The organism is Pseudomonas sp. B21-023, assembly GCF_024749165.1.
Taxonomy (GTDB): domain Bacteria; phylum Pseudomonadota; class Gammaproteobacteria; order Pseudomonadales; family Pseudomonadaceae; genus Aquipseudomonas.
The window spans coordinates 424,858-447,544 of sequence record NZ_CP087190.1; the positions used below are offsets into that span (position 1 = coordinate 424,858).

The 22,687-nt window shown below is 62.3% G+C and carries 19 protein-coding genes; 8 read left to right on the top strand and 11 right to left on the bottom strand.

Annotated features, from left to right (window positions below; all coding sequences use genetic code 11):
• Positions 1–25: 25 nt before the first annotated feature.
• From LOY42_RS02005 to gpmI, 5 genes are all read right to left on the bottom strand, one after another.
• Positions 26–1,510, bottom strand: coding sequence for a serine protease (locus LOY42_RS02005; RefSeq protein WP_258599727.1), 1,485 nt, complete (start codon positions 1,508–1,510; stop codon positions 26–28).
• 157 nt (positions 1,511–1,667) lie between these two features.
• Complete coding sequence (locus tag LOY42_RS02010; protein ID WP_139674108.1) at positions 1,668–2,435, bottom strand: divergent polysaccharide deacetylase family protein; 768 nt, start codon at positions 2,433–2,435, stop codon at positions 1,668–1,670.
• A gap of 8 nt (positions 2,436–2,443) precedes the next feature.
• On the bottom strand, positions 2,444–3,772 hold the full coding sequence (locus LOY42_RS02015) for a S41 family peptidase (protein ID WP_102681755.1): 1,329 nt from the start codon (positions 3,770–3,772) through the stop codon (positions 2,444–2,446).
• Positions 3,773–3,859: 87 nt separating this feature from the next.
• On the bottom strand, positions 3,860–5,161 hold the full coding sequence (locus tag LOY42_RS02020) for a murein hydrolase activator EnvC (protein WP_102681754.1): 1,302 nt from the start codon (positions 5,159–5,161) through the stop codon (positions 3,860–3,862).
• A gap of 231 nt (positions 5,162–5,392) precedes the next feature.
• A complete protein-coding gene (gene gpmI / locus LOY42_RS02025) occupies positions 5,393–6,928 on the bottom strand; it encodes a 2,3-bisphosphoglycerate-independent phosphoglycerate mutase (protein ID WP_139674105.1) in 1,536 nt (511 codons plus the stop codon).
• A 206-nt stretch (positions 6,929–7,134) separates the two neighbouring features.
• Between gpmI and LOY42_RS02030 the strand changes: the two genes are divergently transcribed.
• Genes LOY42_RS02030 through secB form a run of 3 tightly spaced genes read left to right on the top strand, consistent with a single transcriptional unit; the run spans position 7,135 to position 8,329 of the window.
• Positions 7,135–7,548 (top strand): rhodanese-like domain-containing protein, encoded by a 414-nt coding sequence (locus tag LOY42_RS02030; protein WP_023628822.1) that lies wholly within the window; start codon positions 7,135–7,137, stop codon positions 7,546–7,548.
• A gap of 1 nt (position 7,549) precedes the next feature.
• Complete coding sequence (grxC, locus tag LOY42_RS02035) at positions 7,550–7,804, top strand: glutaredoxin 3 (RefSeq protein ID WP_003249204.1); 255 nt, start codon at positions 7,550–7,552, stop codon at positions 7,802–7,804.
• 39 nt (positions 7,805–7,843) lie between these two features.
• Positions 7,844–8,329, top strand: a complete 486-nt coding sequence (gene secB / locus LOY42_RS02040; protein WP_023628821.1) for a protein-export chaperone SecB — start codon at positions 7,844–7,846, stop codon at positions 8,327–8,329.
• 127 nt (positions 8,330–8,456) lie between these two features.
• On the opposite strand, the gene trmL is transcribed toward secB, so the two are convergent.
• Complete coding sequence (gene trmL, locus LOY42_RS02045; protein WP_258599728.1) at positions 8,457–8,912, bottom strand: tRNA (uridine(34)/cytosine(34)/5-carboxymethylaminomethyluridine(34)-2'-O)-methyltransferase TrmL; 456 nt, start codon at positions 8,910–8,912, stop codon at positions 8,457–8,459.
• Between trmL and LOY42_RS02050 the strand changes: the two genes are divergently transcribed.
• On the top strand, positions 8,911–9,348 hold the full coding sequence (locus tag LOY42_RS02050) for a hypothetical protein (protein ID WP_258599729.1): 438 nt from the start codon (positions 8,911–8,913) through the stop codon (positions 9,346–9,348). The genes trmL and LOY42_RS02050 overlap by 2 nt on opposite strands.
• A 315-nt stretch (positions 9,349–9,663) precedes the next feature.
• Positions 9,664–10,554 (top strand): RHS repeat-associated core domain-containing protein, encoded by an 891-nt coding sequence (locus LOY42_RS02055; RefSeq protein WP_139674094.1) that lies wholly within the window; start codon positions 9,664–9,666, stop codon positions 10,552–10,554.
• 119 nt (positions 10,555–10,673) lie between these two features.
• On the opposite strand, the gene ntrC is transcribed toward LOY42_RS02055, so the two are convergent.
• From ntrC to glnA, 4 genes are all read right to left on the bottom strand, one after another.
• Complete coding sequence (gene ntrC / locus LOY42_RS02060; protein ID WP_139674092.1) at positions 10,674–12,110, bottom strand: nitrogen regulation protein NR(I); 1,437 nt, start codon at positions 12,108–12,110, stop codon at positions 10,674–10,676.
• Complete coding sequence (gene glnL, locus LOY42_RS02065; RefSeq protein WP_139674089.1) at positions 12,107–13,192, bottom strand: nitrogen regulation protein NR(II); 1,086 nt, start codon at positions 13,190–13,192, stop codon at positions 12,107–12,109. Before glnL ends, ntrC begins: the two co-directional genes overlap by 4 nt.
• 255 nt (positions 13,193–13,447) lie before the next feature.
• Positions 13,448–13,990, bottom strand: a complete 543-nt coding sequence (locus tag LOY42_RS02070) for a chorismate mutase (RefSeq protein ID WP_139674086.1) — start codon at positions 13,988–13,990, stop codon at positions 13,448–13,450.
• A 147-nt stretch (positions 13,991–14,137) separates the two neighbouring features.
• Positions 14,138–15,544, bottom strand: coding sequence for a type I glutamate--ammonia ligase (glnA, locus tag LOY42_RS02075; RefSeq protein WP_023628815.1), 1,407 nt, complete (start codon positions 15,542–15,544; stop codon positions 14,138–14,140).
• Between the two features lie 376 nt (positions 15,545–15,920).
• On the opposite strand from glnA, the gene thiI reads away from it, so the two are divergent.
• Together thiI and typA are read left to right on the top strand one after the other, a co-directional pair.
• Positions 15,921–17,375 (top strand): tRNA uracil 4-sulfurtransferase ThiI, encoded by a 1,455-nt coding sequence (thiI, locus tag LOY42_RS02080; protein ID WP_258599730.1) that lies wholly within the window; start codon positions 15,921–15,923, stop codon positions 17,373–17,375.
• Positions 17,376–17,502: 127 nt separating this feature from the next.
• A complete protein-coding gene (typA, locus tag LOY42_RS02085; protein ID WP_139674083.1) occupies positions 17,503–19,323 on the top strand; it encodes a translational GTPase TypA in 1,821 nt (606 codons plus the stop codon).
• 111 nt (positions 19,324–19,434) lie between these two features.
• Here typA and LOY42_RS02090 read toward each other — a convergent pair whose 3' ends face one another.
• Positions 19,435–19,839 carry a YkgJ family cysteine cluster protein gene (locus LOY42_RS02090; protein WP_016712459.1) on the bottom strand — a complete coding sequence of 135 codons (405 nt, stop codon included), beginning with the start codon at positions 19,837–19,839 and terminating at the stop codon, positions 19,435–19,437.
• A gap of 185 nt (positions 19,840–20,024) precedes the next feature.
• On the opposite strand from LOY42_RS02090, the gene LOY42_RS02095 reads away from it, so the two are divergent.
• Positions 20,025–22,490: a glycogen/starch/alpha-glucan phosphorylase gene (locus tag LOY42_RS02095; RefSeq protein WP_139674080.1), complete on the top strand. Its 2,466-nt coding sequence runs from the start codon at positions 20,025–20,027 to the stop codon at positions 22,488–22,490.
• The last annotated feature ends 197 nt before the right edge of the window (positions 22,491–22,687 follow it).

The following is a 22,687-nucleotide window of genomic DNA, read 5'->3' on the forward strand; positions in this document are numbered from 1 at the left end:
TCGAAAGACCGGGGCCCTCGTCGTTTCAGTCGTCGAGTGCGTTCAGGATGTCGCTGCGTGGTGTCGATTTCTTGCCGTCCACATCAACGGCAATGCCGCACAACTTGAGGGGCAGTTGTGATTTCAGAATGATGTGGCTGTCAAACATCAGTGGTCGATAACGCATTGGCAGATTGCAGTCCAATTTCTCGATCGGGCCGAACTTGATCAGGTAGCGTTTGAGATTGGGCTGGTCGTGCTGCCATTGGATCCTGACATGCCCGTCAGTCGTGCGTTCGCTTGAGTAACTCACCTGCGACACCTGCGCTGGAAGCACTTCGATCGGCAGGCTCCAGGCGTTGTTCATCAATGCGTGTGAAGGCCTTTGCTGTTGCGACCCGACGCCAATCACGCATAGGAAGTACCTGCCTGGTGCGGTGCCGATCGGGTCATCGATCCGATTGCTTCCTGATAGGACTGCGCCACTGTAATTCACAGGATCTTCACAGGCCCGCGCATCCTGCGTCGGCTTGTAGCGGTAGTAGCGAGTGTCGATGGTGAAGCCCACGCCCCATGTGGGGGAAAGCGTAGTCCCGTCATCGTTCGTCGCTAGCCTGCGCCAACGGCTTCCGGGCTTGTCCTGCTTGAGTTCGAACCCGGGCAGCAGGTCGCAGTTTTGCTGTTCCAGATCGACCTGTCCTGCGCGAAAGCATGCCTTCACTCGCTCCACCGGCATGGCGAAATTGACGGGCCCATTACCCAGCTGATCGTCCTGATGGTCAGCGCAGGGGTTGTGCAGGCTGCACGGTAGGCTGTCTGATCTATTCTGGCGGCCACTGTTCACTACGCTGACAACCTGGCCATTGCTGCTGTCGATCACTGGGCTGCCCGAGGCACCCTCGTGCATGCCTGGGCAGTCATTGCTCCGGGTATTGCGCCATACCCAGGGATACTCGATGACAACCTCGACAGCCTGTTCCGTGCAGCTACTCAGGCGTAGCCCTTGGTCGGGACGACTGGGTTCGCCGATCACCTGCACGTGGCTGCCTGTTGCCGGGCTTGGGCCGAGACGTAGAGGCTGGATGCCCTCGGCCATGACCTGCTGCAGGCGGGCGTCGAGTTCGATCAGGGCCAGGTCGCTACCTTGCATGCTGCTCCAGACAATGCGCTTGAATGGAAAGGTCTTGCGCTTTGCAGCGGTGTCCACGAAGTAGTTGAAGCTGATCGAGCCTTCCAGTGCCTTGTCCTGGACGATAGTGCCGTTACGTTGGTCGACACAGTGTCCGCTGGTGATGACATATGCCGGACCGCTCGACGGCGTCGAAGGATCACGGCTGTCGACAAGCGTACCGATGCACTGCGTGCTATCGGGCAAGGACAGCCGCCCGATTCCGCTCCAGCGCGCATTCTCGCCTTGGGCGTTATTGAGCGTCTCGGGTGTGGACGATGGGATAACGGGCTGGCTGGCGAGCGCCTGGAGGGAAAGACCGGCCATGAGCACGGCAGGCCAATGGAGGGGGAGTATGGGCATTGAATTCTCCTTGTCGAATTGCCGGCTCTAATTTGGCCGGTCGCGAACAGGAGAAAGCGGTACTTAAGTTAGCCTGGCTCGAACTGCCTTTCGCTCCAGTTACCCAGGAAGTTGAGCGCATGCTTGCCAGCACAAGCACGCCCAGGACCTGACGGTTTCAGCGATTACTGTAGCGGCCCTGCCGGCCATGGGCGGGCATGGCCTGGTTGCCACGTTCGCCGATCATCTGGTGCAAACCGATCAGCTCTATGCCCTGTCGCGTCAGCTGGGGTATTTCCCTTTGCAGTACCTCCAGGGTCTGCGGGTAGGGATGGCCGATGAGTACCGCCGAGCCCTGTCGGCGGGCCAGGGCGATACCTTGCTGCAGCTGCGTGTTGATTGCCTCGACGGTGCGCACGTCATCAAGGAACACATCCCGGGAGACATGGGCCAGGCCGGTAGCCTGCGCCTCTGCCGCCGCCACCGTCGCCGCACTGGTGCGGCTGTCGACGAAGAACAGATGGCGGCGTTGCAGCTCACCCATCAACCAGGTCATGGGCTCGCGCTGGGCGGTCATGCGGCTACCCATGTGGTTGTTGATGCCGGCGGCGTAGGGCACTTTGGCCAGGGCGGCATCCAGGCGCCGGGCCAGCTCTTCGATGGCGATGCCCGGGTGCCAGGCGTAAGGCCCGGCAGCCGGGTCCATGGGCATGTGCAGGATCACCGTGCGTCCGGCCTTGTGGGCCTGGCGGGCGAAGTCGGTGGCATGCGGGGTGTCGGGCATGATCGCCATGGTCACAGGGCCGGGCAGGGCGAGCGTGCGGCTGTCGCGCTCGCTGCTTTGGCCGAGGTCGTCGATGATGATGCTCATGTAGGCCTTGCCGGCGGGCGCCGCGTGCGCGACGACGGCCAGCAGGCAGAACAGCAGGGACAGCAGATAACGCATGGGGGGCTTCAGTCACCCTTGGTGATGTTCAGGCCTTTGAGCAGGCTGAGTGCCTGGCTGAGCTGGAAGTCGTTGTCCTGCGGGCGATCCTTGCGCTTGGCGCTGCCGGTCGGTCGGTCGGCGCCGCCGTTGCCGTTGCCCAGGTGGCCTTGCAGGTCGGCTTCCTTGAAGTTGTCGTTGTCGGCTTCGGCGGTGAGCTTGGCTGGGCGCACTTCGATGTCCGGGACGATGCCCTGGGCCTGGATCGACCGGCCATTGGGGGTGAAGTACAGCGCGGTGGTGAGTTTCAGCGCTCGGTCGTTGGCCAATGGCAGCACGGTCTGTACCGAGCCCTTGCCGAAGCTGTCGGTGCCCATCAGCACGGCACGCTTCTGGTCCTGCAGGGCGCCGGCGACGATCTCCGAGGCCGAGGCGCTGCCGCCGTTGATCAACACCACCAGTGGCACGCCTTCGCTGGCATCGGCCGGGTCGGCGGAGTAGCGCAGCTCGGAGTTGGCGATGCGGCCCTTGGTGTAGACGATCAGGCCTTTGGTGAGGAAGTGGTCGGCCACTTCGACCGCCGACTGCAGCACGCCGCCGGGGTTGTTGCGCAGGTCGAGAACCACGCCGCGCAGCTTCTTGCCGTTGTCCTTGCGCAGCTTGGCCAGGGCCTTGCCCACCTCGTCGCCGGTCTTGACCTGGAACTGGGTGATGCGGATGTAGCCGTAGTCGTTCTCCAGCAGCTGGCTCTTGACGCTCTTGACCTGGATCACCGCGCGGGCCAGCGTCACGTCGAACGGCGTGCCGCCGTCGCGCACCAGTGTGAGGGTGATTTTCTCGCCAATCTTGCCGCGCATCTTGTCCACGGCCTCGGTCATGGTCTGACCGCGGGTTGGCGCGCCATTGATCTTGACGATCAGGTCACCGGCCTCGATGCCGGCGCGGGAGGCCGGGGTGTCGTCGATGGGGGAGACCACCTTGACGAAGCCGTCCTCCATGCCGACCTCTATCCCCAGGCCGCCAAACTCGCCGCTGGTGCTTTCCTGCAGCTCCTGGAAGTCTTCGGGGCCAAGGTAGGCCGAGTGCGGGTCGAGGTTGCTGAGCATGCCTTTGATGGCGTTTTCCAGCAGGGTCTTGTCGTCGACCGGTTCAACATAGGCCGCCTTAATGCGGTCCATGACCTCTGCGAAGGTGCGCAGCTCCTCCAGCGGCAGCGGCGCCTTGGCGGTCACCTCGGTGGCCGGCACCGCGGCCTGCCTGGCCACTGGCTTGGCCGGTTCGGCGGCAATGGCCAAGGGCGCGCCGATGACCAGGGCGATGGTCAGGGCCAGCTGGGTGAGGCGAGGCGAGTGCAGCATGTCGAACGAACTCCTGATCCTGTTGGTGCTCCTGCTGGGAGCATCGGCGCCGCCGTTTCGTGGGCGGCGCCGTAAAAGTAGCATTATCTAGCCTCGGCACCATTGCGCGGGGTCGGTGGGCTGGCCCTGCTGGCGAATCGCGAAGTACAGGCCGGCGCTGTCCTGGCCGCCACTGTCGCCGACAGTGGAGATGGCTTCGCCGGCCTTGACGATGTCGCCGGCGTTCTTGAGCAGGCTCTGGTTGTGGCCGTACAAGCTCAGGTAGCCATTGCCATGGTCGAGAATGACCAGAAGTCCAGCACCGCGCAACCAGTCGGCGAACACCACCCGCCCGCCGTGCACGGCGCGCACCTGGGTCCCGGCACTGGCGCTTATCATTACCCCGTCCCACTTGGCCCGCGCGTCACCGCCGCGGGTATCACCGAAGCGTGCCAGCAATCGACCGTTGACCGGCCATGGAAGTTTTCCCCGAGCGGAAGAAAATGCGCCGCCGTAGCTGGCTGTGTCGCTGGACACCACCGGGCCAAGGGTCGTCCGGGCCTTCTTCGGGATTTCCTCGGGTTCCCGGCTGCGGGCCTCGGCGGCCAAGGCCTGCGCCTTCCGGCGCTGCTCTTCTTCCTGCTTGGCCAGCAGGGCGCGTTGGCGGGCCTCCTCGGCCTCGCGCGCCTGGCGGGCGAGGGTTTCCTCGATGGTCTTGAGCACCTTGCCCAGGTCGGCCTGGTCCTGCTCGCGGCTCTGCAGTTTCTGGTCGCGCTCCTTCATGTCGCTGCTGAGCTTGGCCAGCACCTGCTGGCGCTTGTCGCGTTCGGCGACGAGGGCCTGGCGCTGAGTGTCGAGCTCGGCACGTTGTGCCAGCAACTGTTGCTGGTGGCCGGCGATGTCCTGCTCGACGTTGGCCAACTGGCGCAAGGTCTCGTTGAAGGTGCGCAACTGGTCCATGCGCGCTTTGCTGAGATAGTCGTAATAGGTGAGGGTACGGGCGAATTTCTCGGGATTCTGCTGGTTCAGCAGCAGCTTGAGGTATTCCTCGCGACCATTGTTCTGGTACGCGGAACGGGCCTGGATGGCAATCAGGCGTTGCTGTTCAACGCGGGCGCTCTGGAGTTTTTTTTTCTCGTGGTCAAGGCGCTCCAGCTCGCCCTCGGTCTTTTTTAGTTCTTGCTGCAGTGCCTCCACCTGTTTTTCGAGGTTGCCGATATCGGTCTCGGTGGCCTTGAGGTCTTTCTGCACGCCGGACTTTTCCTCCTGGAGCTTGCCCAGCATCTTTTTCAGCTCGGCGATGTCCTGGCGGGTGGCGTCCAGCTGTTGTTGGGTCTGCGCGCGCTCATCGGCAGCGAAGGCCGGGGCAAGCAGACATGACAGGGCGAGTAGGAACAGGGCGCGGAGCATGGGGTTGGGCGTACCAGGGATGGAGACTGGCCTAGTATGCCCGCGCAGGCGTGCAAAAAAAACGCCCAGCGGCGTGTGCGGCGGGGCGTTGGTCTGGAATTCATGTGTATTGGGGCTGCTGTGCAGCCCTTTTCGCCGGCAAGCCGGCTCCCACAGGAGTAAGTGCCTGACTCAAACGTGTGGGAGCTGGCTTGCCAGCGAAAGGGCCGCAAAGCGGCCCCAGTACACCGATCAAGCGTCGATCAGGATCGAGGTACCGGTCATCTCCGCCGGTTTTTCCAGCCCCAGCAGCTCGAGCATGGTCGGCGCCACGTCCGCCAGCACGCCGCCGTTACGGACTTTCACGTGGCGCTTGCCGACGTAGATGAACGGCACCGGCTCGGTGGTGTGGGCGGTGTGCGCCTGGCCGGTGCATTCGTCTTCCATCTGCTCGACGTTGCCGTGGTCGGCGGTGATCAGGGCTTCGCCGCCGACCTTGTCCAGCGCCTCGACGATGCGGCCGACGCAGCCGTCCAGCGCCTCCACGGCCTTGACCGCGGCATCGAACACCCCGGTGTGGCCGACCATGTCGCCGTTGGCGTAGTTGACCACGATCACGTCATAACGTTGCTGCTCGATGGCCTCGACGATACGGTCGGTGACCTCAGGGGCGCTCATTTCCGGCTGCAGGTCGTAGGTGGCGACCTTCGGCGACGGGATCAGGATGCGCTCTTCGCCTTCGAACGGCTCTTCGCGCCCGCCCGAGAAGAAGAACGTGACGTGGGCGTACTTCTCGGTTTCGGCGATGCGCAGCTGGGTCTTGCCATTCTTCGCCAGGTACTCGCCGAGCACGTTGTTCAGGCTGGCCGGGGCGAAAGCCGCTGGGGCCGGGATCTTCGCCGAGTACTGGGTCAGGCCGATGTAGGCCGCCAGCTTGGGCAGGCGTGCACGCGGGAATTCGTTGAAATCGGGCTCGACGAACACGCGGGACAGCTCGCGGGCGCGGTCGGCACGGAAGTTCATGAAGATCACCGCGTCGCCGTCTTCGACCTTGACCGCCTCGCCAATGCGCGTGGCCTTGACGAACTCGTCGCTCTCGTCGCGGGCATAGGCGGCTTCAAGGCCGGCCACGGCGGTCGCTGCGGTGTATTCGGCGGCGCTGTCGACGATCAGGTTGTAGGCGGCGCTGACGCGGTCCCAGCGGTTGTCGCGATCCATCGCGTAGTAGCGGCCGATCAGGCTGGCGATGCGGCCCTTGCCGAGTTTGGCGAAGGTGGCGTCGAGCAGCTCGATGGACGACTGCGCGCTGCGCGGCGGTGTGTCGCGGCCATCGAGGAAGGCATGCAGGTAGATCTTCTCGGCGCCACGCCGCGCGGCCAGTTCGGCCATGGCGATCAGGTGGTCCTGGTGGCTGTGCACGCCGCCGTCGGAGAGCAGGCCGAGGATATGCACGGCCTTGCCGGCGCTGGCGGCTTTTTCCACGGCACCGACGAGCACCGGGTTTTCGAAGAACTCGCCGTCACGGATGGCCTTGGTCACCCGGGTGAAGTCCTGGTACACCACGCGGCCGGCGCCGAGGTTCATGTGACCGACTTCCGAGTTGCCCATCTGCCCGTCGGGCAGCCCCACGTCCATGCCGGAGCCGGAGATCAGACCGTGCGGCTGGGTGGCGCGCAGGCGGTCGTAGACCGGCGTGTTGGCAGCAAAGATGGCGTTGTATTCGGGGCTTTCGCTGTGACCGAAGCCATCCAGGATGATCAGGACCAGAGGTTTAGGCGTACTCGTCATCAATCAAACTCACGGTTGTTCAAAGATGATAAAGACACGCATTTTAGGGCAAATCCGCCAGCGACGGCGAATATTCCTCCCATTGCCCGACCAGCGCGGTCAGGCATGCAACATGAAGGCGCGTTTGCCGCCAGCCCGGTGGGCTTTGGCGGTCATGGGGGGCTGTGTATACTGGCCGCCATTTTCAATCGCCTGGAACACCCCTGATGGTTGCTCACCTGATTCAATTCGCGACAGATCACTTCATCCTGGTGGCCATTTTCGTCGTCCTGCTGGTCCTGCTGCTGGTCAATGAAGTCCGCCGTGGCGGCCAGAGCCTGAGCAACGGCCAGCTGACTGCCCTGGTCAACGCCGACAAGGCCGTGGTGATCGATATCCGCACTGCCAAGGAATACTCGGCCGGGCATATCGTCGGTGCGCTGAGCATGCCGCAGGATAAAGTGGCCGGCCGTATGACCGAGCTGGAAAAACACAAAGACAAGACCCTGATCGTCGTCGACGCGATGGGCCAGCAGTCCGGTACCCTGTGCCGCGAACTGCTCAAGGCTGGTTACACCGCCGCCAAGCTCAGCGGTGGCGTTTCCAGCTGGAAAGCCGATAACCTGCCCCTGGTGAAGTGATATGAAGCCCGTCATCGTCTATTCCAGCGACTACTGCCCCTACTGCATGCGCGCCAAGTACCTGCTCGAGAGCAAGGGCGTGGCGTTCGAGGAGATCAAGGTCGACGGCAAACCCCAGGTTCGCGCCGAAATGAGCCAGAAGGCCGGCCGTACCTCGGTGCCGCAGATCTGGATCGGCAGCACGCATGTCGGTGGATGCGATGACCTCTATGCCCTGGAGCGCGCGGGCAAGCTCGACGCGCTGCTGGCGGCCTGATTCGCACTGCATTCAAGAACATTAGGAAAAGGATCTGCCATGACTGACCAACAGAACAACGGCGCTGGTGCTGAAGAAACCGCACCACAATTCTCCCTGCAGCGCATCTACGTGCGCGATCTGTCGTTCGAGGCTCCGAAAAGCCCGCAGATCTTCCGCCAGCAGTGGGAGCCGAGCGTATCGCTGGACCTGAACACCCGTCAGAAAGCCCTGGAAGGCGACTTCCACGAAGTGGTGCTGACCCTGTCGGTGACCGTCAAGAACGGTGACGAAGTGGCGTTCATCGCCGAAGTGCAACAGGCCGGCATCTTCCTGATCGCCAACCTCGATGCCGCTTCGATGAGCCACACCCTCGGTGCGTTCTGCCCGAACATCCTGTTCCCGTACGCCCGCGAGACCCTGGACAGCCTGGTGACCCGTGGCTCGTTCCCGGCGCTGATGCTGTCGCCGGTCAACTTCGACGCCCTGTACGCGCAAGAAATGCAGCGCATGCAGGAAGCCGGTGAAGTGCCGACCGTTCAGTAATTGCTGCAACGAGAAAGGGCGACTTCGGTCGCCCTTTTTTATTCGTCGTGTCAGGCATCGCGGGGCAAGCCCGCTCCCACGAAACCTCCTCAGGTGTGGGAGCGGGCTTGCCCCGCGATAGGCCCTTTCAGGCAAACCCCTGCTGCCGCCACGCCTCATACACCGTCACCGCCACGGTATTGGACAGGTTCAGGCTCCGGCACCCCGGCCGCATCGGCAGGCGCAAGCGCTGCTCGGGTGGCAGGCTGTCCAGCACCTCGGCCGGCAGGCCACGGCTTTCAGGCCCGAACAGGAAGGCGTCACCGGGCTGGTACTCGACCTCGTGGAACGGGTGCGAGCCTTTGGTGGTGAACGCGAACAGCCGAGGCTGATTCAGGCTTTCCAGGCATTCGGCCAGGCTTTGGTGGCGCTGTAGCGTGGCATACTCGTGGTAGTCCAGCCCCGCGCGGCGCAGGCGCTTGTCGTCCAGTTCGAAGCTGATGGGCTCGATCAGGTGCAGGTCGCAGCCGCTGTTGGCGCACAGGCGGATGATGTTGCCGGTATTCGGCGGAATTTCTGGTTGAAAAAGGATGACGTGAAACATGCACGGCTCCAAGCGTGAAGATGACGAGCATTCTACCCCCGAACCCGACCCGCGTTCGAAGGCCTGGCCGCGGGTGCTGCTGTCGCTGGCGATCTTCGGCATGCTCGTGGGCCTGATGATCGGCCGGCTGACGGCGCCCGAGGAGCGGGTGCTGGAGCAGGTCGAGGTGGTGCAGGGCGGGCTGGACCTGTGGTTCAACGAAGAGCCGCAACTGCATGGCGAGAATGTCGAGGGTACCGTGGCCGTGGTGTTCCAGGCCGAGGGCAAGGCCGCGCGGGGCCAGTTGATGTTGCAGGGCAAGCCGGTGGGCTGGCGCTTGCAGAAGAGCGAGGAAGGCTTGCTGTTGACGCTGGTCGCTGCGCGCCCCCTGCGCGGCGAATGGGCTGGCGCGCAGGAGGCGGGACGTTGGCGGGTGCATGTGAGGCTGCACGAATAAAAGAGGGGATATCCCGGCCTGCCTGTACCGAGGTCCCCGAAACTGGAGGTACTGGTTACTTAGCAGGGAGCGTGCCAGGTTTTGCAGGCCCGGAAACATGCTGTTCCGGCCCTTTCCAAAGGGTCATGAGGACTAATCTGCGTTCTGCTGGTGCACATGGCACAGCAACGGTGCAGAGGGGCGCTATTCGCTAGAAGGAGAGAATGGGCGCGGGAGGCCTCTACCGGGACCTGATAATTTTGCCAGTATCGGACACCGATTAGCCTCGGTTAGCTTTCGGCTCATGATTTCATAGTCCTGCGGGAGTGACCGTTCATGAGCCTGTATTTGCCGATGCTCGATCGCCAGCGCTCACCATTCGGGGGGGGTAACTTCTCCAGAGCATATACACCTTACGGTGCCATTATAGATGCAGGGGGGCCGGCCACCGGCTTCTGTGGACAGCTTCGCGACAGGGTGACTGGTAGCTATCCGCTGGGTAATGGCAATCGTTTTTACTCCCCGGAGATAATGCGTTTTCAGTCCCCTGATCGGTTGAGTCCGTTTGCTGCGGGCGGGATCAATGCTTATAGCTACTGTGCTGGTAACCCAGTAGACAATTGGGATCCCAGTGGGGGGACGAAGCGTTTGTTGTCGGACCCTATAGACATGATAGCCCCGGGTATTTCAACTGTAGTAGGTGCTGCTACAACTGGGATTCTGATAGCTGATACTTGGAGCAGCTTCAAGAGTAGAGCTCAGGTAGCGGAATTGAAGAAGCACTCGAATGATCCCGACGTGCTCAATATGGAGGAGGTCACCAGAACGCGACTTGTTCAGAAAGTAGTTGCAACCACCGCTGCTGGAGGATCGACTCTAGCTAGTGCAGCAGGAGTGGTCGGTGCTCCGGTTGCCGTGCCGGTCCAGATTACTCTCGCCGGACTGAGTGCCGCTGCACTTGGGCTTGACCAGATTTCGAGCAGGCGCGAGGCTAAGCACCGTGCGGACCCGCTCAACTTCATGAAGCGCTCCGCCGGAACATATGAAAACAAGATTATTGCCGGGCAAAAGTTATTGAATCGAGAATTGCAAAAAAATGAAAAGCAATCAGCACTGAGTCCGGCCGATTACGAATCCCGATTAGAGCAGGACAAGAGAGTTGAACGTCAGTTCAATGATGCGTTTAATGGGCTATTGATTTCAATTCGGTCTTTAAGCGATTGGTAATGAGTTTTATCAGTCAAAATATTCTTGGCTTTAAAGTTAAATTTATATGAAATTTCTGTTCTGCGGCCTTTGGATGTGAGGGCTAAAGATAGCCCTCATTATTTTGCGTTGCTCAACGATCAGTGCTCTTCCCCCTCATCATCATCCCCCCCATCTACCTTCATCCCCAACTCCTTGATCTTGCGCGTCAAGGTGTTGCGCCCCCACCCCAGCAACAATGCCGCATCACGACGACGCCCGGCGGTGTGCTTGAGCGCGGTTTCGATCATGATCCGCTCGAAACTGGGCACGGCGCTGTCCAGCAGGTTGGTCTGGCCGCGGGCAAGGGCCTGGTCGGCCCACTGACGCAAGGCCTGCTCCCAGTTGGTCACCGGCGCGGCGTCCTGGGGCAGGTTGAGCAGCTCTGGCGGCAGGTCGCCGACCAGCACTTCGCGGCTGGAAGCCATCACGGTGATCCAGCGGCAGGTGTTCTCCAGCTGGCGTACGTTGCCCGGCCACGGTAGGTTGCGGATGAATTCCTCGGTCTCGGGCTTGAGCAGCTTGGGCTCCACTGCCAGCTCCTGGGCGGCGCGGCCGAGGAAGTGGCGGGCCAGCGCCGGGATGTCCTCGCGCCGGTCGGCCAGGCGCGGGATATGAATGCGGATCACGTTGAGACGGTGGAACAGGTCTTCACGAAACTTGCCGGCCTGCACCAGGGACTCGAGGTTCTGGTGAGTGGCGGCGATGATGCGCACATCCACCTTGACTGGCACATGGCCGCCAACCCGGTAGAACTCGCCATCAGCGAGCACTCGCAGCAGGCGGGTCTGGGTATCGGCGGGCATGTCGCCGATCTCGTCGAGGAACAGCGTGCCGCCGTCGGCCTGCTCGAAGCGCCCACGACGCAGGTTGGCGGCGCCGGTAAAGGCGCCCTTTTCATGGCCGAACAGCTCGGACTCCATCAGGTCCTTTGGGATCGCCGCCATGTTCAGGGCAATGAACGGCGATGCCGCCCGTGGGCTATGGCGGTGCAGGGCATGGGCCACCAGCTCTTTGCCGGTACCAGACTCACCATTGATCAGCACAGTGATGTTGGAGTGGCTGAGTCGGCCGATGGCACGGAACACCTCTTGCATCGCCGGCGCCTCGCCGATGATCTCGGGGGTGCGGGCCAGCGCCTGGGGCACCTCCAGCGCCTGCTGCTCCTGGGCGTGCTGGTTGGCGCGCTTGACCAGCGACACCGCTTCGTCGACATCGAACGGCTTGGGCAGGTACTCGAAGGCGCCGCCCTGGTACGATGCCACGGCGCTGTCCAGGTCGGAATGGGCGGTCATGATGATCACCGGCAGCCCCGGGTGCTGTTCGCGGATCTGGGCGAGCAGGTCGAGGCCGCTGGCGCCGGGCATGCGGATATCCGAGATGATCACGTCAGGTTGCTGGCGGGCCAGGCGGCCCATCACGCCGTCGGCGCTGTCGAAGCTCTGGGTGGTCATGCCTTCCTGCTGCAGGGCCTTTTCCAGGACCCAGCGGATGGAGCGATCATCATCGACGATCCAGACGGTTTCACTTCGGCTCATGGGGTGATGGCTCCTTGTTCCAGGGGCAGGTAGATCGAGAAGGTGGTGTGGCCGGCGTGGCTTTCACATTCGATCAGGCCCTGGTGCTGGCTGATGATGTTCTGGGTGATGGCCAGGCCCAGCCCGGTGCCGTCCGGGCGGCCGCTGACCATGGGGTAGAAGAGTGTGTCCTGCAGTTCCGCGGGGATGCCGGGGCCGTTGTCGATGATCTCGATCCGCGCCACCAGGCGGTGGCGGACGTGGCCGATGGTGAACTGGCGCACGGCCCGACTGCGCAGGGTGATGCGGCCCAGGCGCAGTTCGTTCTGCGCGCCGATGGCCTGCATGGCGTTGCGCACGATGTTGAGCACGGCCTGGATCATCTGCTCGCGGTCGATCAGCACGTCCGGCAGGCTCGGGTCGTAGTCGCGCACCAGGGTGATGCCGCCCTGGCTCTCGGCATCGACCAGGCTGCACACCCGTTCGAGCACTTCGTGGATATTGGTCATGGACAGCGACGGCAGCTTGTTCGAGCCGAGCATGCGGTCGACCAGGTTGCGCAGGCGGTCGGCCTCTTCGATGATCACATTGGTGTAGTCACGCAGGCCGTCCTCGGGCAGCTCGCGGGCCAGCAGTTGCGCCGCGCCGCGAATGCCGCCGAGGGGGTTCTTGATTTCGTGGGCGAGGCCGCGCACCAGCATCTTGGTGGTTTCCTGCTTGCTTAGCTGGGCCTCCTCCTTGGTGATGCGCAGCAGGCGGTCACGCGGGTGCACCTCAAGCAGCAGCAGGGTCTGGCCCTGATGCAGGATGGGCGTGACGGCGTAGTCGACAGTGATGCTCTGGCCGGTCAGCGAGGTCAGCTGGGCTTCGCGCTTGGTGAACGGGTGCGCCTGCTCCACCGCCTGGCGCAGCGAGTTGAGTGCCTCGGCCGATTCGGTGAACAGCTCGCTGATGAACTGGCCATGGCTGCGTTGGCCACTGACAGCCAGGAGCATTTCCGCGGCTGGATTCATGTACTCCAGGCGCAGTTCGGCATTGAGCAGGAGCGTGGCCGTGGTCAGGTTGTCCAGAAGCAGACGGTGCTGTGCATCGCTGATGGTCATAAGGCGTCGTTGACCTCTATTGGCACTCTTTTGGCGCCCCTCTCAGGCCTGGGGCGCGCATGGATGACGTGCTGGATGCGTTGAAAATGCAAGAACCAAACCAAGGCTCCGAAAAGAAGCGGAAATTCCGGATAAAGTCCTGTGTGCGCGCAAAATCGGCACATAAAGCCCTGGTTAAACGATTCTTGTGACCCAAAGTGGGGTGCATGTCGGGGCGCAAGGCCTATTCATGCACCAATATGGAGCATAGTGAGCTCACGCGCTTTTGCACAGCTGTCCGGTGGCGCGGACCAGGGCAAGGTGCCGCGCCGCTTCGCGCCTGCGCTGGTGCAGTGCGTTGGCCAGTTGGCCGGGGCAGTTGATCGTGATTGTCTGGTCGAATTGGGCGAGGGCAACGAGCAGTTGTGCCTGAAGGTGGTCCAATGCCGGGCGTACATCCTGGCCAAGATCCTGTCGAGGCAGGTCGGGTGCCTGCCGTGCGCGGTGCCAGCTGTCCAGCAGGTGGTACTGGAGCAGTTTGCTCGCCTCGATCTGGTCCGCGAAGAACGCTTCGGCGCGTGCCGGGTCCAGCTGGTAGGCGGTCGCGGCCTGGCGTGCGCTGGCCAGTACCTGTTGCTCGCGGTCAAAGGCCTGCACTGGTTGCCCTCGGTCCCATTTGTGCAGGGCGACCGCTTCGGCAAGGTCAAGACGGCGCTCGATGGCGTCAAGCAGGTTCTCGAGGTTGGAATGGGGCGGCGGCGAGGTGTTGCAGCCGGACAATACGAGGCAGCAGGTGAGTGCGAGGTGTCTGGTACGCATGGTGATCTCCTTGGATTGATGGAGAACCGAGTGTCGCAGTGCCGCCAGATACGGCTGTAGGGCTAGTCCGATGATGCCGATGCAAAAATGGAAACGGCCTCCCGAGGGAGGCCGTCCTGATGTCACCGGCGCGAGGCGCCAGATAGATCAGCAGCTGTAGTACAGCTCGTATTCCAGCGGGTGCACGAAGGTGCGTACCTTGATTTCTTCTTCGCTCTTCAGCTCGATGAAGGCATCGATGAAGTCGTCGGAGAATACGCCGCCCTTGGTCAGGAACGCACGGCCTTTATCCAGCTCTTCCAGAGCTTCTTTCAGGCTGCCACAGACTTGCGGGATTTCCTTGGCCTCTTCAGGCGGCAGGTCGTACAGGTTCTTATCGGCGGCATCGCCTGGGTGGATCTTGTTCTGGATGCCGTCCAGGCCCGCCATCAGCAGGGCCGCGAAGGCCAGGTACGGGTTGGCCGATGGGTCCGGGAAGCGTGCTTCGATACGGCGGGCTTTCGGGCTGCCGACGTAAGGAATGCGGATCGAGGCAGAACGGTTGCGCGCCGAGTAGGCCAGCATCACCGGGGCCTCGAAACCTGGGACCAGACGCTTGTACGAGTTGGTCGACGGGTTGGTGAAGCCGTTCAGGGCCTTGCCGTGCTTGATGATGCCGCCGATGAAGTACAGGGCGGTATCGGACAGGCCGGCATAGCCTTCGCCAGAGAAGGTGTTCTTGCCGTCTTTCCAGATCGACATGTGCACGTGCATGCCCGAGCCGTTGTCGCCGTACAGAGGCTTGGGCATGAAGGTGGCGGTACGGCCATAGGCGTCGGCAACGTTGTGCACGACGTATTTCAGGGCCTGTACTTCGTCAGCTTTCTTCACCAGGGTGTTGAACTTGACGCCGATTTCGTTCTGGCCGGCAGTCGCCACTTCGTGGTGGTGAACTTCGACGGTCTGGCCCATTTCTTCCAGGGCATTGCACATGGCGGTGCGGATTTCGTGGTCGTGGTCGAACGGAGGCACCGGGAAGTAGCCGCCTTTCACGCCCGGACGGTGGCCTTTGTTGCCGCCTTCCACGTCAGCGCCGGTCATCCACGAGCCTTGCTCGGAGAAGATCTTGAACATCGAGCCGGAGATGTCCGAGTGGAACTTCACTTCGTCGAAGATGAAGAACTCGGGCTCTGGGCCTGCGAACACGGTGTCACCGATGCCGGTGCTCTTCAGGTACTCTTCGGCGCGCTTGGCGATGCCGCGCGGGTCACGATCGTAGCCCTGCATGCTCGACGGGTCGACGATGTCGCAGGTGATGATCAGGGTCGGTTCTTCGGTGAACGGGTCCAGCACGGCGGTTTCGTCAACCGGCATCAGGATCATGTCGGAGGCTTCGATGCCTTTCCAGCCAGCGATGGAGGAGCCGTCGAACATCTTGCCGACTTCGAAGAAGTCTTCGTCCAGGCCATCGCGCGCCGGCATGGTCACGTGATGCTGAATGCCCTTGGTGTCCGTGAAACGCAGATCAATCCACTTGACGTCATGATCTTTGATGAGTTGAACCGACTTCGACATGTTGTCCTCCGGATGGTCTAGGGCGCAGTTGGCCGCTGCCCTGGAAATAAGGGTGTCGCTGGGCGCGGATAGTCGGCCAAGCTTACCTGCCTCACAAGGGAGCAAATTGCATGCCAGTGCCCGAAAATGGCCTGCACGCGATAAAAGGAGGCGTTGCTGGGCATTTGCTGATGATCTGGATGGCTGCTGTGCACTCATGTGATGCGTTTTTTAACTTTGTCGCACCGCTATGGTGCGCTCTGTGCGTGCAGGGCTACATCGCGGGGCAGGCAACATAAATCCAACCTTCTGGACAAAAGTTGGTCAAAAGCTGAGCAATTTCCGCTATAATTCGCGCCCCTCATTTTCGGTAGGCCCTGGGCGCGCTGTTAAACCAATGAAACTTATCGTCAAAGTCTTCCCAGAAATCACCATCAAGAGCCGGCCGGTGCGCAAGCGCTTCATCCGCCAGCTCGCCAAGAACATCCGCAACGTGCTCAAGGACCTTGATCCCGAGCTCGCGGTTGATGGTGTCTGGGACAATCTCGAGGTGGTCACCCGCGTCGAGGACGAAAAGCTCCAGCGCGAAATGATCGAGCGCCTCACCTGCACGCCGGGTATCACCCACTTCCTGCAGGTCGAGGAGTATGCACTGGGCGATTTCGACGACATCGTCGCCAAGTGCAAGCACCACTTTGGCCACCTGCTGGCCGGCAAGCGCTTCTCGGTACGCTGCAAGCGCGGCGGCCACCACGATTTCACCTCGATGGACGTCGACCGCTACGTCGGCAGCCAGCTGCGCCAGCAGTGCGGCGCCGCCGGCATCGACCTGAAGACCCCAGAAGTCGTGGTGCGCATGGAGATCCGCGACCAGCGCCTGTACGTGATTCACAATCAGCACAACGGCATTGGCGGCTACCCGCTGGGCGCACTGGAACAGACCCTGGTGCTGATGTCCGGTGGCTTCGACTCCACCGTCGCGGCCTACCAGATGATGCGCCGCGGACTGATGACCCATTTCTGCTTCTTCAACCTCGGTGGCCGTGCCCACGAGCTGGGCGTGATGGAAGTGGCCCACTACCTGTGGAAGAAGTACGGCAGCAGCCAGCGCGTACTGTTCATCAGCGTGCCGTTCGAGGAAGTGGTCGGCGAGATCCTCAACAAGGTCGACAACAGCTACATGGGCGTCACCCTCAAGCGCATGATGCTGCGCGGCGCCGCGCACATGGCCGACCGTCTGCAGATCGACGCGCTGGTCACCGGCGAGGCGATCTCCCAGGTGTCGAGCCAGACCTTGCCGAACCTGTCGATCATCGACTCGGCCACCGACAAGCTGGTGCTGCGCCCGCTGCTGGCCAGCCACAAGCAGGACATCATCGACCAGGCCACCGAGATCGGCACCGCCGACTTCGCCAAGCATATGCCCGAGTATTGCGGCGTGATCTCGGTGAACCCGACTACCCATGCCAAGCGTCACCGCATGGAGCACGAAGAAAAGCAGTTCGACATGGCCGTGCTGGAGCGCGCCCTGGAGCGCGCCAAGTTCATCTCCATCGACCATGTGATCGACGAGCTGGGCAAGGACATCGAAATCGAGGAAGTGGCCGAGGCACTGCCAGGCCAGATCGTCATCGACATTCGTCACCCCGACGCCCAGGAAGACGAACCTCTGGTGCTGGAAGGCATCGAAGTCCAGGCCATGCCGTTCTACGCCATCAACAGCAAGTTCAAGCACCTGGACCCCACGCGCCAGTACTTGCTGTATTGCGACAAGGGTGTGATGAGCCGTCTGCACGCACACCACCTGCTCAGTGAGGGACATGCCAATGTGCGTGTTTATCGTCCGACATAAGACGCCAGGGCTGTATGGCGGCAGCATCCGCCATCGCCCTCCCGACCATCGGGCCCGCTGAGCCGTAAACCGTACATATTGGCCGCCTACACTGGCGGCAACCGAATCCTCTGATCGAGATACAGTTGTGATCGAAAATCTGCGTAACATCGCCATCATCGCCCACGTTGACCATGGTAAAACCACCCTGGTCGACAAACTCCTGCGCCAGTCCGGCACCCTGGAGCGTAACGAGCTCAACGACGAGCGCGTCATGGACTCCAACGACCAGGAAAAAGAGCGCGGCATTACCATTCTGGCGAAAAACACCGCCATCAACTGGAACGGCTACCACATCAACATCGTCGACACCCCCGGCCACGCCGACTTCGGTGGCGAGGTTGAGCGTGTAATGTCGATGGTCGACTCCGTGCTGCTGCTGGTCGACGCCCAGGACGGCCCGATGCCGCAAACCCGCTTCGTGACCAAGAAGGCCTTCGAAGCTGGCCTGAAGCCAATCGTCGTGATCAACAAGGTCGACCGTCCAGGCGCGCGTCCTGACTGGGTTCTGGACCAGATCTTCGACCTGTTCGACAACCTCGGCGCCACCGACGAACAGCTGGACTTCAAAGTCGTCTACGCCTCGGCCCTGAACGGCATCGCCGGTCTGGACCACACCGCCATGGGCGAAGACATGACCGCCCTGTACCAGTCGATCATCGACAACGTACCGGCGCCGGACGTTGACCGTGAAGGCTCGTTCCAGATGCAGATCTCGGCACTGGACTACAACAGCTTCCTGGGTGTTATCGGCGTTGGCCGTATCGCCCGTGGCCGCATCAAGCCGAACACCCCGGTTGTTGCCATCGATGTCGACGGCAAGAAGCGTAACGGCCGTATTCTGAAGCTGATGGGCCACCACGGCCTGCACCGCGTCGACGTCGAAGAAGCCCAGGCTGGCGACATCGTCTGCATCAGCGGTTTCGACGAGCTGTTCATCTCCGACACCCTGTGCGCCCCGGACGCGGTAGAAGCGATGAAGCCGCTGACCGTCGACGAGCCAACCGTTTCGATGACCTTCCAGGTCAACGACTCGCCGTTCTGCGGCAAGGAAGGCAAGTTCGTCACCAGCCGTAACATCAAGGACCGTCTGGACAAGGAGCTGCTGTACAACGTTGCCCTGCGCGTCCAGGAAACCGATTCCCCTGACAAGTTCAAGGTATCGGGCCGTGGCGAGCTGCACCTGTCCGTTCTGATCGAAACCATGCGCCGTGAAGGCTTCGAGATGGCCGTAGGCCGTCCTGAAGTGATCATCCGCGAAGTCGACGGCGTCAAGCAGGAACCGTTCGAGAACGTCACCATCGACATCCCTGAAGAATCCCAGGGCAAGGTCATGGAAGAAATGGGTCTGCGTAAAGGCGACCTGACCAACATGGTGCCGGATGGCAAGGGCCGTGTTCGCCTGGAATACAACATTCCGGCCCGTGGTCTGATCGGTTTCCGTAACCAGTTCCTGACCCTGACCAACGGTGCAGGCATCCTGACCTCGATCTTCGATCGCTACGACACCATGAAGTCGGGCCAGATGTCCGGCCGTCTGAACGGCGTACTGGTTTCGGTCGAGACCGGCAAGGCACTGACCTACTCGCTGGAAACCCTGCAGGCGCGCGGCAAGCTGTTCGTCGAGCACGGCCAGGAGATCTACAACGGTCAGATCATCGGCCTGAACAGCCGCGACAACGACCTGGGCGTGAACCCGACCAAAGGCAAGAAGCTCGACAACATGCGTGCTTCGGGCAAGGACGAAGTCATCGCCCTGGTACCGCCGGTTCGCCACACCCTGGAACAGGCCCTGGAGTTCATCCAGGACGACGAGCTGTGCGAAGTCACGCCGAAGTCGATCCGTCTGCGCAAGAAGATCCTGGACGAAGGCGAGCGTACCCGCGCTGCCAAGAAAGCCAAGAACTGAGTTAGCTCAGGCTGAATGAAAACGCCCCCGGTCGAAAGGCCGGGGGCGTTTTTGTTTGCCTTCAGAAATACGGGCCGCTTTGCAGCCCAGCATTTCAGGCGTGGCGCAGTCTCAGCGCCCGACCACCTTGGGCTTGTACGCGCAATACCCCGGTCGCGGCCCGACCTTGGGGTGGTTGCGGCAGGTATCCGGGCGCTTGTCGTAGATGGTGCACAGGCGGCTCTTGCGATCCAGGTACATGCAGTCATCGTTGCTCATCCGGGTCAGGGTGAAGATCCCCGATTTCTGGTTGAAGCGCTCGATGATGCCTTCCTTCTGCAGGCGTTTGGCCACGTTCTTCGGCGGTTCGTCTTTCTCGAATTCATCCACCACGCCAATGCGGATCAGATCCTTGATCTTCACCTCCACCGGCAGGGTGCAGCAGGTCGAGTGGCAGCCACCGCACATATGGCTGGCATAGCGCTGCCAGGTCTCCAGGCGGTCGACTTCGGCGGCGGCGATCAGGGTCGTTTTCATGGTTATGGGGTGAATCACGGTCTTGGGGCGCGCGATCATACCGGAGTTGTTCAATTTGTGAACAACCTTTTGCCCGATTCCACTGGCAGTTGATGAAAACCGCGAACGCTCGCTGTCGCTGTGTGTCAGAGCGTCTAGGCTGAACACTCTCCCTGCGCTTTCGCCTACTTGCCCGAGGATGCCGCATGTCCCAGGAAAACAAGGCCCGTGAGGCCAAAGCTCATCCCGATGAGGTGGCCGCGTTCCGCGCCGCCGTGCTGGCCAAGCTGACCTACGCCGTTGGCAAGGACCCGGAACACGCCTTTGATCACGACTGGTTCGAGGCCATTGCCCTGGCTGCCCGCGACCATATGGTCGACCACTGGATGGATCACACTCGCCAGGCCTACCGCCGTAGCCAGAAGCGGGTGTACTACCTCTCTCTCGAGTTTCTCATCGGCCGCCTGCTGTACGACAGCCTGAGCAACCTCGGTTACCTGGAGATCGCCCGCGAGGCGCTCGAAGGCCTGGATGTCGACCTGGAGCGCATCCGTCTGCTCGAGCCCGATGCGGCGCTCGGCAACGGTGGCCTCGGGCGCCTGGCGGCGTGCTTCATGGAGAGCATGTCGACCCTGGGTATTGCCGCCCATGGCTATGGCATCCGCTACGAGCATGGGTTGTTCCGCCAGGCGGTGGTCGATGGCTGGCAGCAGGAGCAGACCGAGAACTGGCTGGACTTTGGTAACCCCTGGGAGTTCGAGCGGGCCGAGGTGATCTACCCGATCAGTTTCGGCGGCAGCGTCGAGACCGTGCAGGAAGGCAATGGCCAGCAACGTCAGGTCTGGTGGCCGGGCGAGACGGTGCGGGCGGTGGCCTACGACACGCCGGTGGTCGGCTGGCGCGGCTCCAGCGTCAATACCCTGCGCCTGTGGCGTGCCCGGGCGCTGGAGGAGCTGCACCTGGAGCGCTTCAATGCCGGTGATCACCTGGGCGCGGTGGCCGAGGTGGCCCGCGCCGAAAGCATCTCGCGAGTGTTGTACCCGGCCGACAGCACTGAGGCTGGCCAGGAGTTGCGCCTGCGCCAGGAGTACTTCTTCGTTTCGGCCTCGCTGCAGGACCTGCTGCGACGCCACCTGAACATGCACAAGGACCTGCTCAACCTGCCGGATGCCGCGGCCATCCAGCTCAACGACACCCACCCGTCGATTGCCGTGGCCGAGCTGATGCGCCTGCTGGTCGACCAGCACGAAATCCCCTGGGACAAAGCGTGGGCGCTGACCGTCGGCACCCTGGCCTACACCAACCACACCTTGTTGCCCGAAGCCCTGGAAACCTGGCCGGTGGCATTGATGGAGCGCATGCTGCCGCGGCACATGCAGATCATCTACCTGATCAACGCCTACCATATCGACGCACTGCGGGCCAAAGGCCTGCACGACTTCGACGTGCTGCGCGCGGTGTCGCTGATCGAGGAGGACAATGGCCGCCGGGTGCGCATGGGCAACCTCGCGTTCCTTGGCTCGCACAGCGTCAACGGCGTGTCGGCGCTGCACAGCAAGCTGATGAAAAGCACGGTGTTCGCCGAGCTGCACAAGCTCTACCCGCAGCGAATCAACAACAAGACCAATGGCATCACCTTCCGCCGTTGGCTGTACCAGGCCAACCCGCCGCTCACGGCGATGCTGATCGAGGCGCTGGGGCCGGAGGTGCTGGATGACCCGGAAGGCAAGCTCAAGGCACTGGCGCCCTTCGCCGACAAGGCCACCTTCCGCAAGCAGTTCGCCGCCCAGCGCCTGCACAGCAAGCGCGCCCTGGCCAGCATCATCCAGGACCGGATCGGCGTGACGGTCAACCCGGAGGCGCTGTTCGATGTGCAGGTCAAGCGCATCCACGAGTACAAGCGCCAGTTGCTCAATCTGCTGCACACGGTGGCGCTGTACCAGGCCATCCGCAACGACCCCGGCACCGACTGGGTGCCGCGGGTGAAGATTTTCGCCGGCAAGGCGGCGGCCAGCTACCACCAGGCCAAGCTGATCATCAAGCTGGCCAACGACATCGCCCGGGTGGTCAACAACGACCCCACGGTGCGCGGCCTGCTCAAGGTGGTGTTCCTGCCCAACTACAACGTCAGCCTGGCCGAGAGCATCATCCCGGCGGCTGACCTGTCCGAGCAGATTTCCACGGCCGGCTACGAGGCCTCCGGCACCAGCAACATGAAGTTCGGCCTCAATGGCGCGCTGACCATCGGCACCCTCGATGGCGCCAACGTCGAGATGTGCGAGCAGGTGGGGGCGGAGAACATGTTCATCTTCGGCCTGACCGCGCAGCAGGTGGAGGCACGCAAGCGCAGCGGCGACTTTGGCGCCGCGTCGGCGATCGCTGCCTCCCATCGTCTGGGCGACGTGCTGCAGGCGATTCGCAGCGGGGTGTTCTCGCCTGATGATCCGGCGCGCTATGCCGGATTGGTGGACGGGCTGATCGCCTACGACCGCTTCCTGGTGTGCGCCGACTTCGATGCCTACTGGGACGCCCAGCGGCGAGTCGAGGAGTTGTGGCACGCGCCGCAGGACTGGTGGCGCGTGGCAGTGCTGAACACGGCGCGGATGGGCTGGTTCTCGTCGGACCGGACCATTCGCGAGTATGCGACCGAGATCTGGAAGGCCTTGGATTAGCACACCGGGGCCGCTTTGCGGCCCATCGCCGGCAAGCCGGCTCCCACAAAGATCCACAGCACCGCCAAACTCTGTGGGAGCCGGCTTGCCGGCGATGGGCTGCGCAGCAGCCCTAATCGACAAGCTGCGTGAACTCAAAGCCCAATGAGCCCTCTGATCTGCCACACGAGTCTCTTTGCTCGCTAGCCCGTCACTCT

Coding starts and splice junctions, on each gene's coding strand:
- glnA (WP_023628815.1), bottom strand. CDS start 15,544: ATGTCGAAGTCGGTTCAACTCATCAAAGATCATGACGTCAAGTGGATT.
- LOY42_RS02030 (WP_023628822.1), top strand. CDS start 7,135: ATGGTTGCTCACCTGATTCAATTCGCGACAGATCACTTCATCCTGGTG.
- grxC (WP_003249204.1), top strand. CDS start 7,550: ATGAAGCCCGTCATCGTCTATTCCAGCGACTACTGCCCCTACTGCATG.
- LOY42_RS02070 (WP_139674086.1), bottom strand. CDS start 13,990: ATGCGTACCAGACACCTCGCACTCACCTGCTGCCTCGTATTGTCCGGC.
- LOY42_RS02055 (WP_139674094.1), top strand. CDS start 9,664: ATGAGCCTGTATTTGCCGATGCTCGATCGCCAGCGCTCACCATTCGGG.
- trmL (WP_258599728.1), bottom strand. CDS start 8,912: ATGTTTCACGTCATCCTTTTTCAACCAGAAATTCCGCCGAATACCGGC.
- LOY42_RS02015 (WP_102681755.1), bottom strand. CDS start 3,772: ATGCTGCACTCGCCTCGCCTCACCCAGCTGGCCCTGACCATCGCCCTG.
- LOY42_RS02010 (WP_139674108.1), bottom strand. CDS start 2,435: ATGCGTTATCTGCTGTCCCTGCTGTTCTGCCTGCTGGCCGTCGTCGCG.
- ntrC (WP_139674092.1), bottom strand. CDS start 12,110: ATGAGCCGAAGTGAAACCGTCTGGATCGTCGATGATGATCGCTCCATC.
- LOY42_RS02050 (WP_258599729.1), top strand. CDS start 8,911: ATGCACGGCTCCAAGCGTGAAGATGACGAGCATTCTACCCCCGAACCC.
- secB (WP_023628821.1), top strand. CDS start 7,844: ATGACTGACCAACAGAACAACGGCGCTGGTGCTGAAGAAACCGCACCA.
- LOY42_RS02020 (WP_102681754.1), bottom strand. CDS start 5,161: ATGCTCCGCGCCCTGTTCCTACTCGCCCTGTCATGTCTGCTTGCCCCG.
- gpmI (WP_139674105.1), bottom strand. CDS start 6,928: ATGACGAGTACGCCTAAACCTCTGGTCCTGATCATCCTGGATGGCTTC.
- LOY42_RS02005 (WP_258599727.1), bottom strand. CDS start 1,510: ATGCCCATACTCCCCCTCCATTGGCCTGCCGTGCTCATGGCCGGTCTT.
- LOY42_RS02090 (WP_016712459.1), bottom strand. CDS start 19,839: ATGAAAACGACCCTGATCGCCGCCGCCGAAGTCGACCGCCTGGAGACC.
- LOY42_RS02095 (WP_139674080.1), top strand. CDS start 20,025: ATGTCCCAGGAAAACAAGGCCCGTGAGGCCAAAGCTCATCCCGATGAG.
- thiI (WP_258599730.1), top strand. CDS start 15,921: ATGAAACTTATCGTCAAAGTCTTCCCAGAAATCACCATCAAGAGCCGG.
- glnL (WP_139674089.1), bottom strand. CDS start 13,192: ATGACCATCAGCGATGCACAGCACCGTCTGCTTCTGGACAACCTGACC.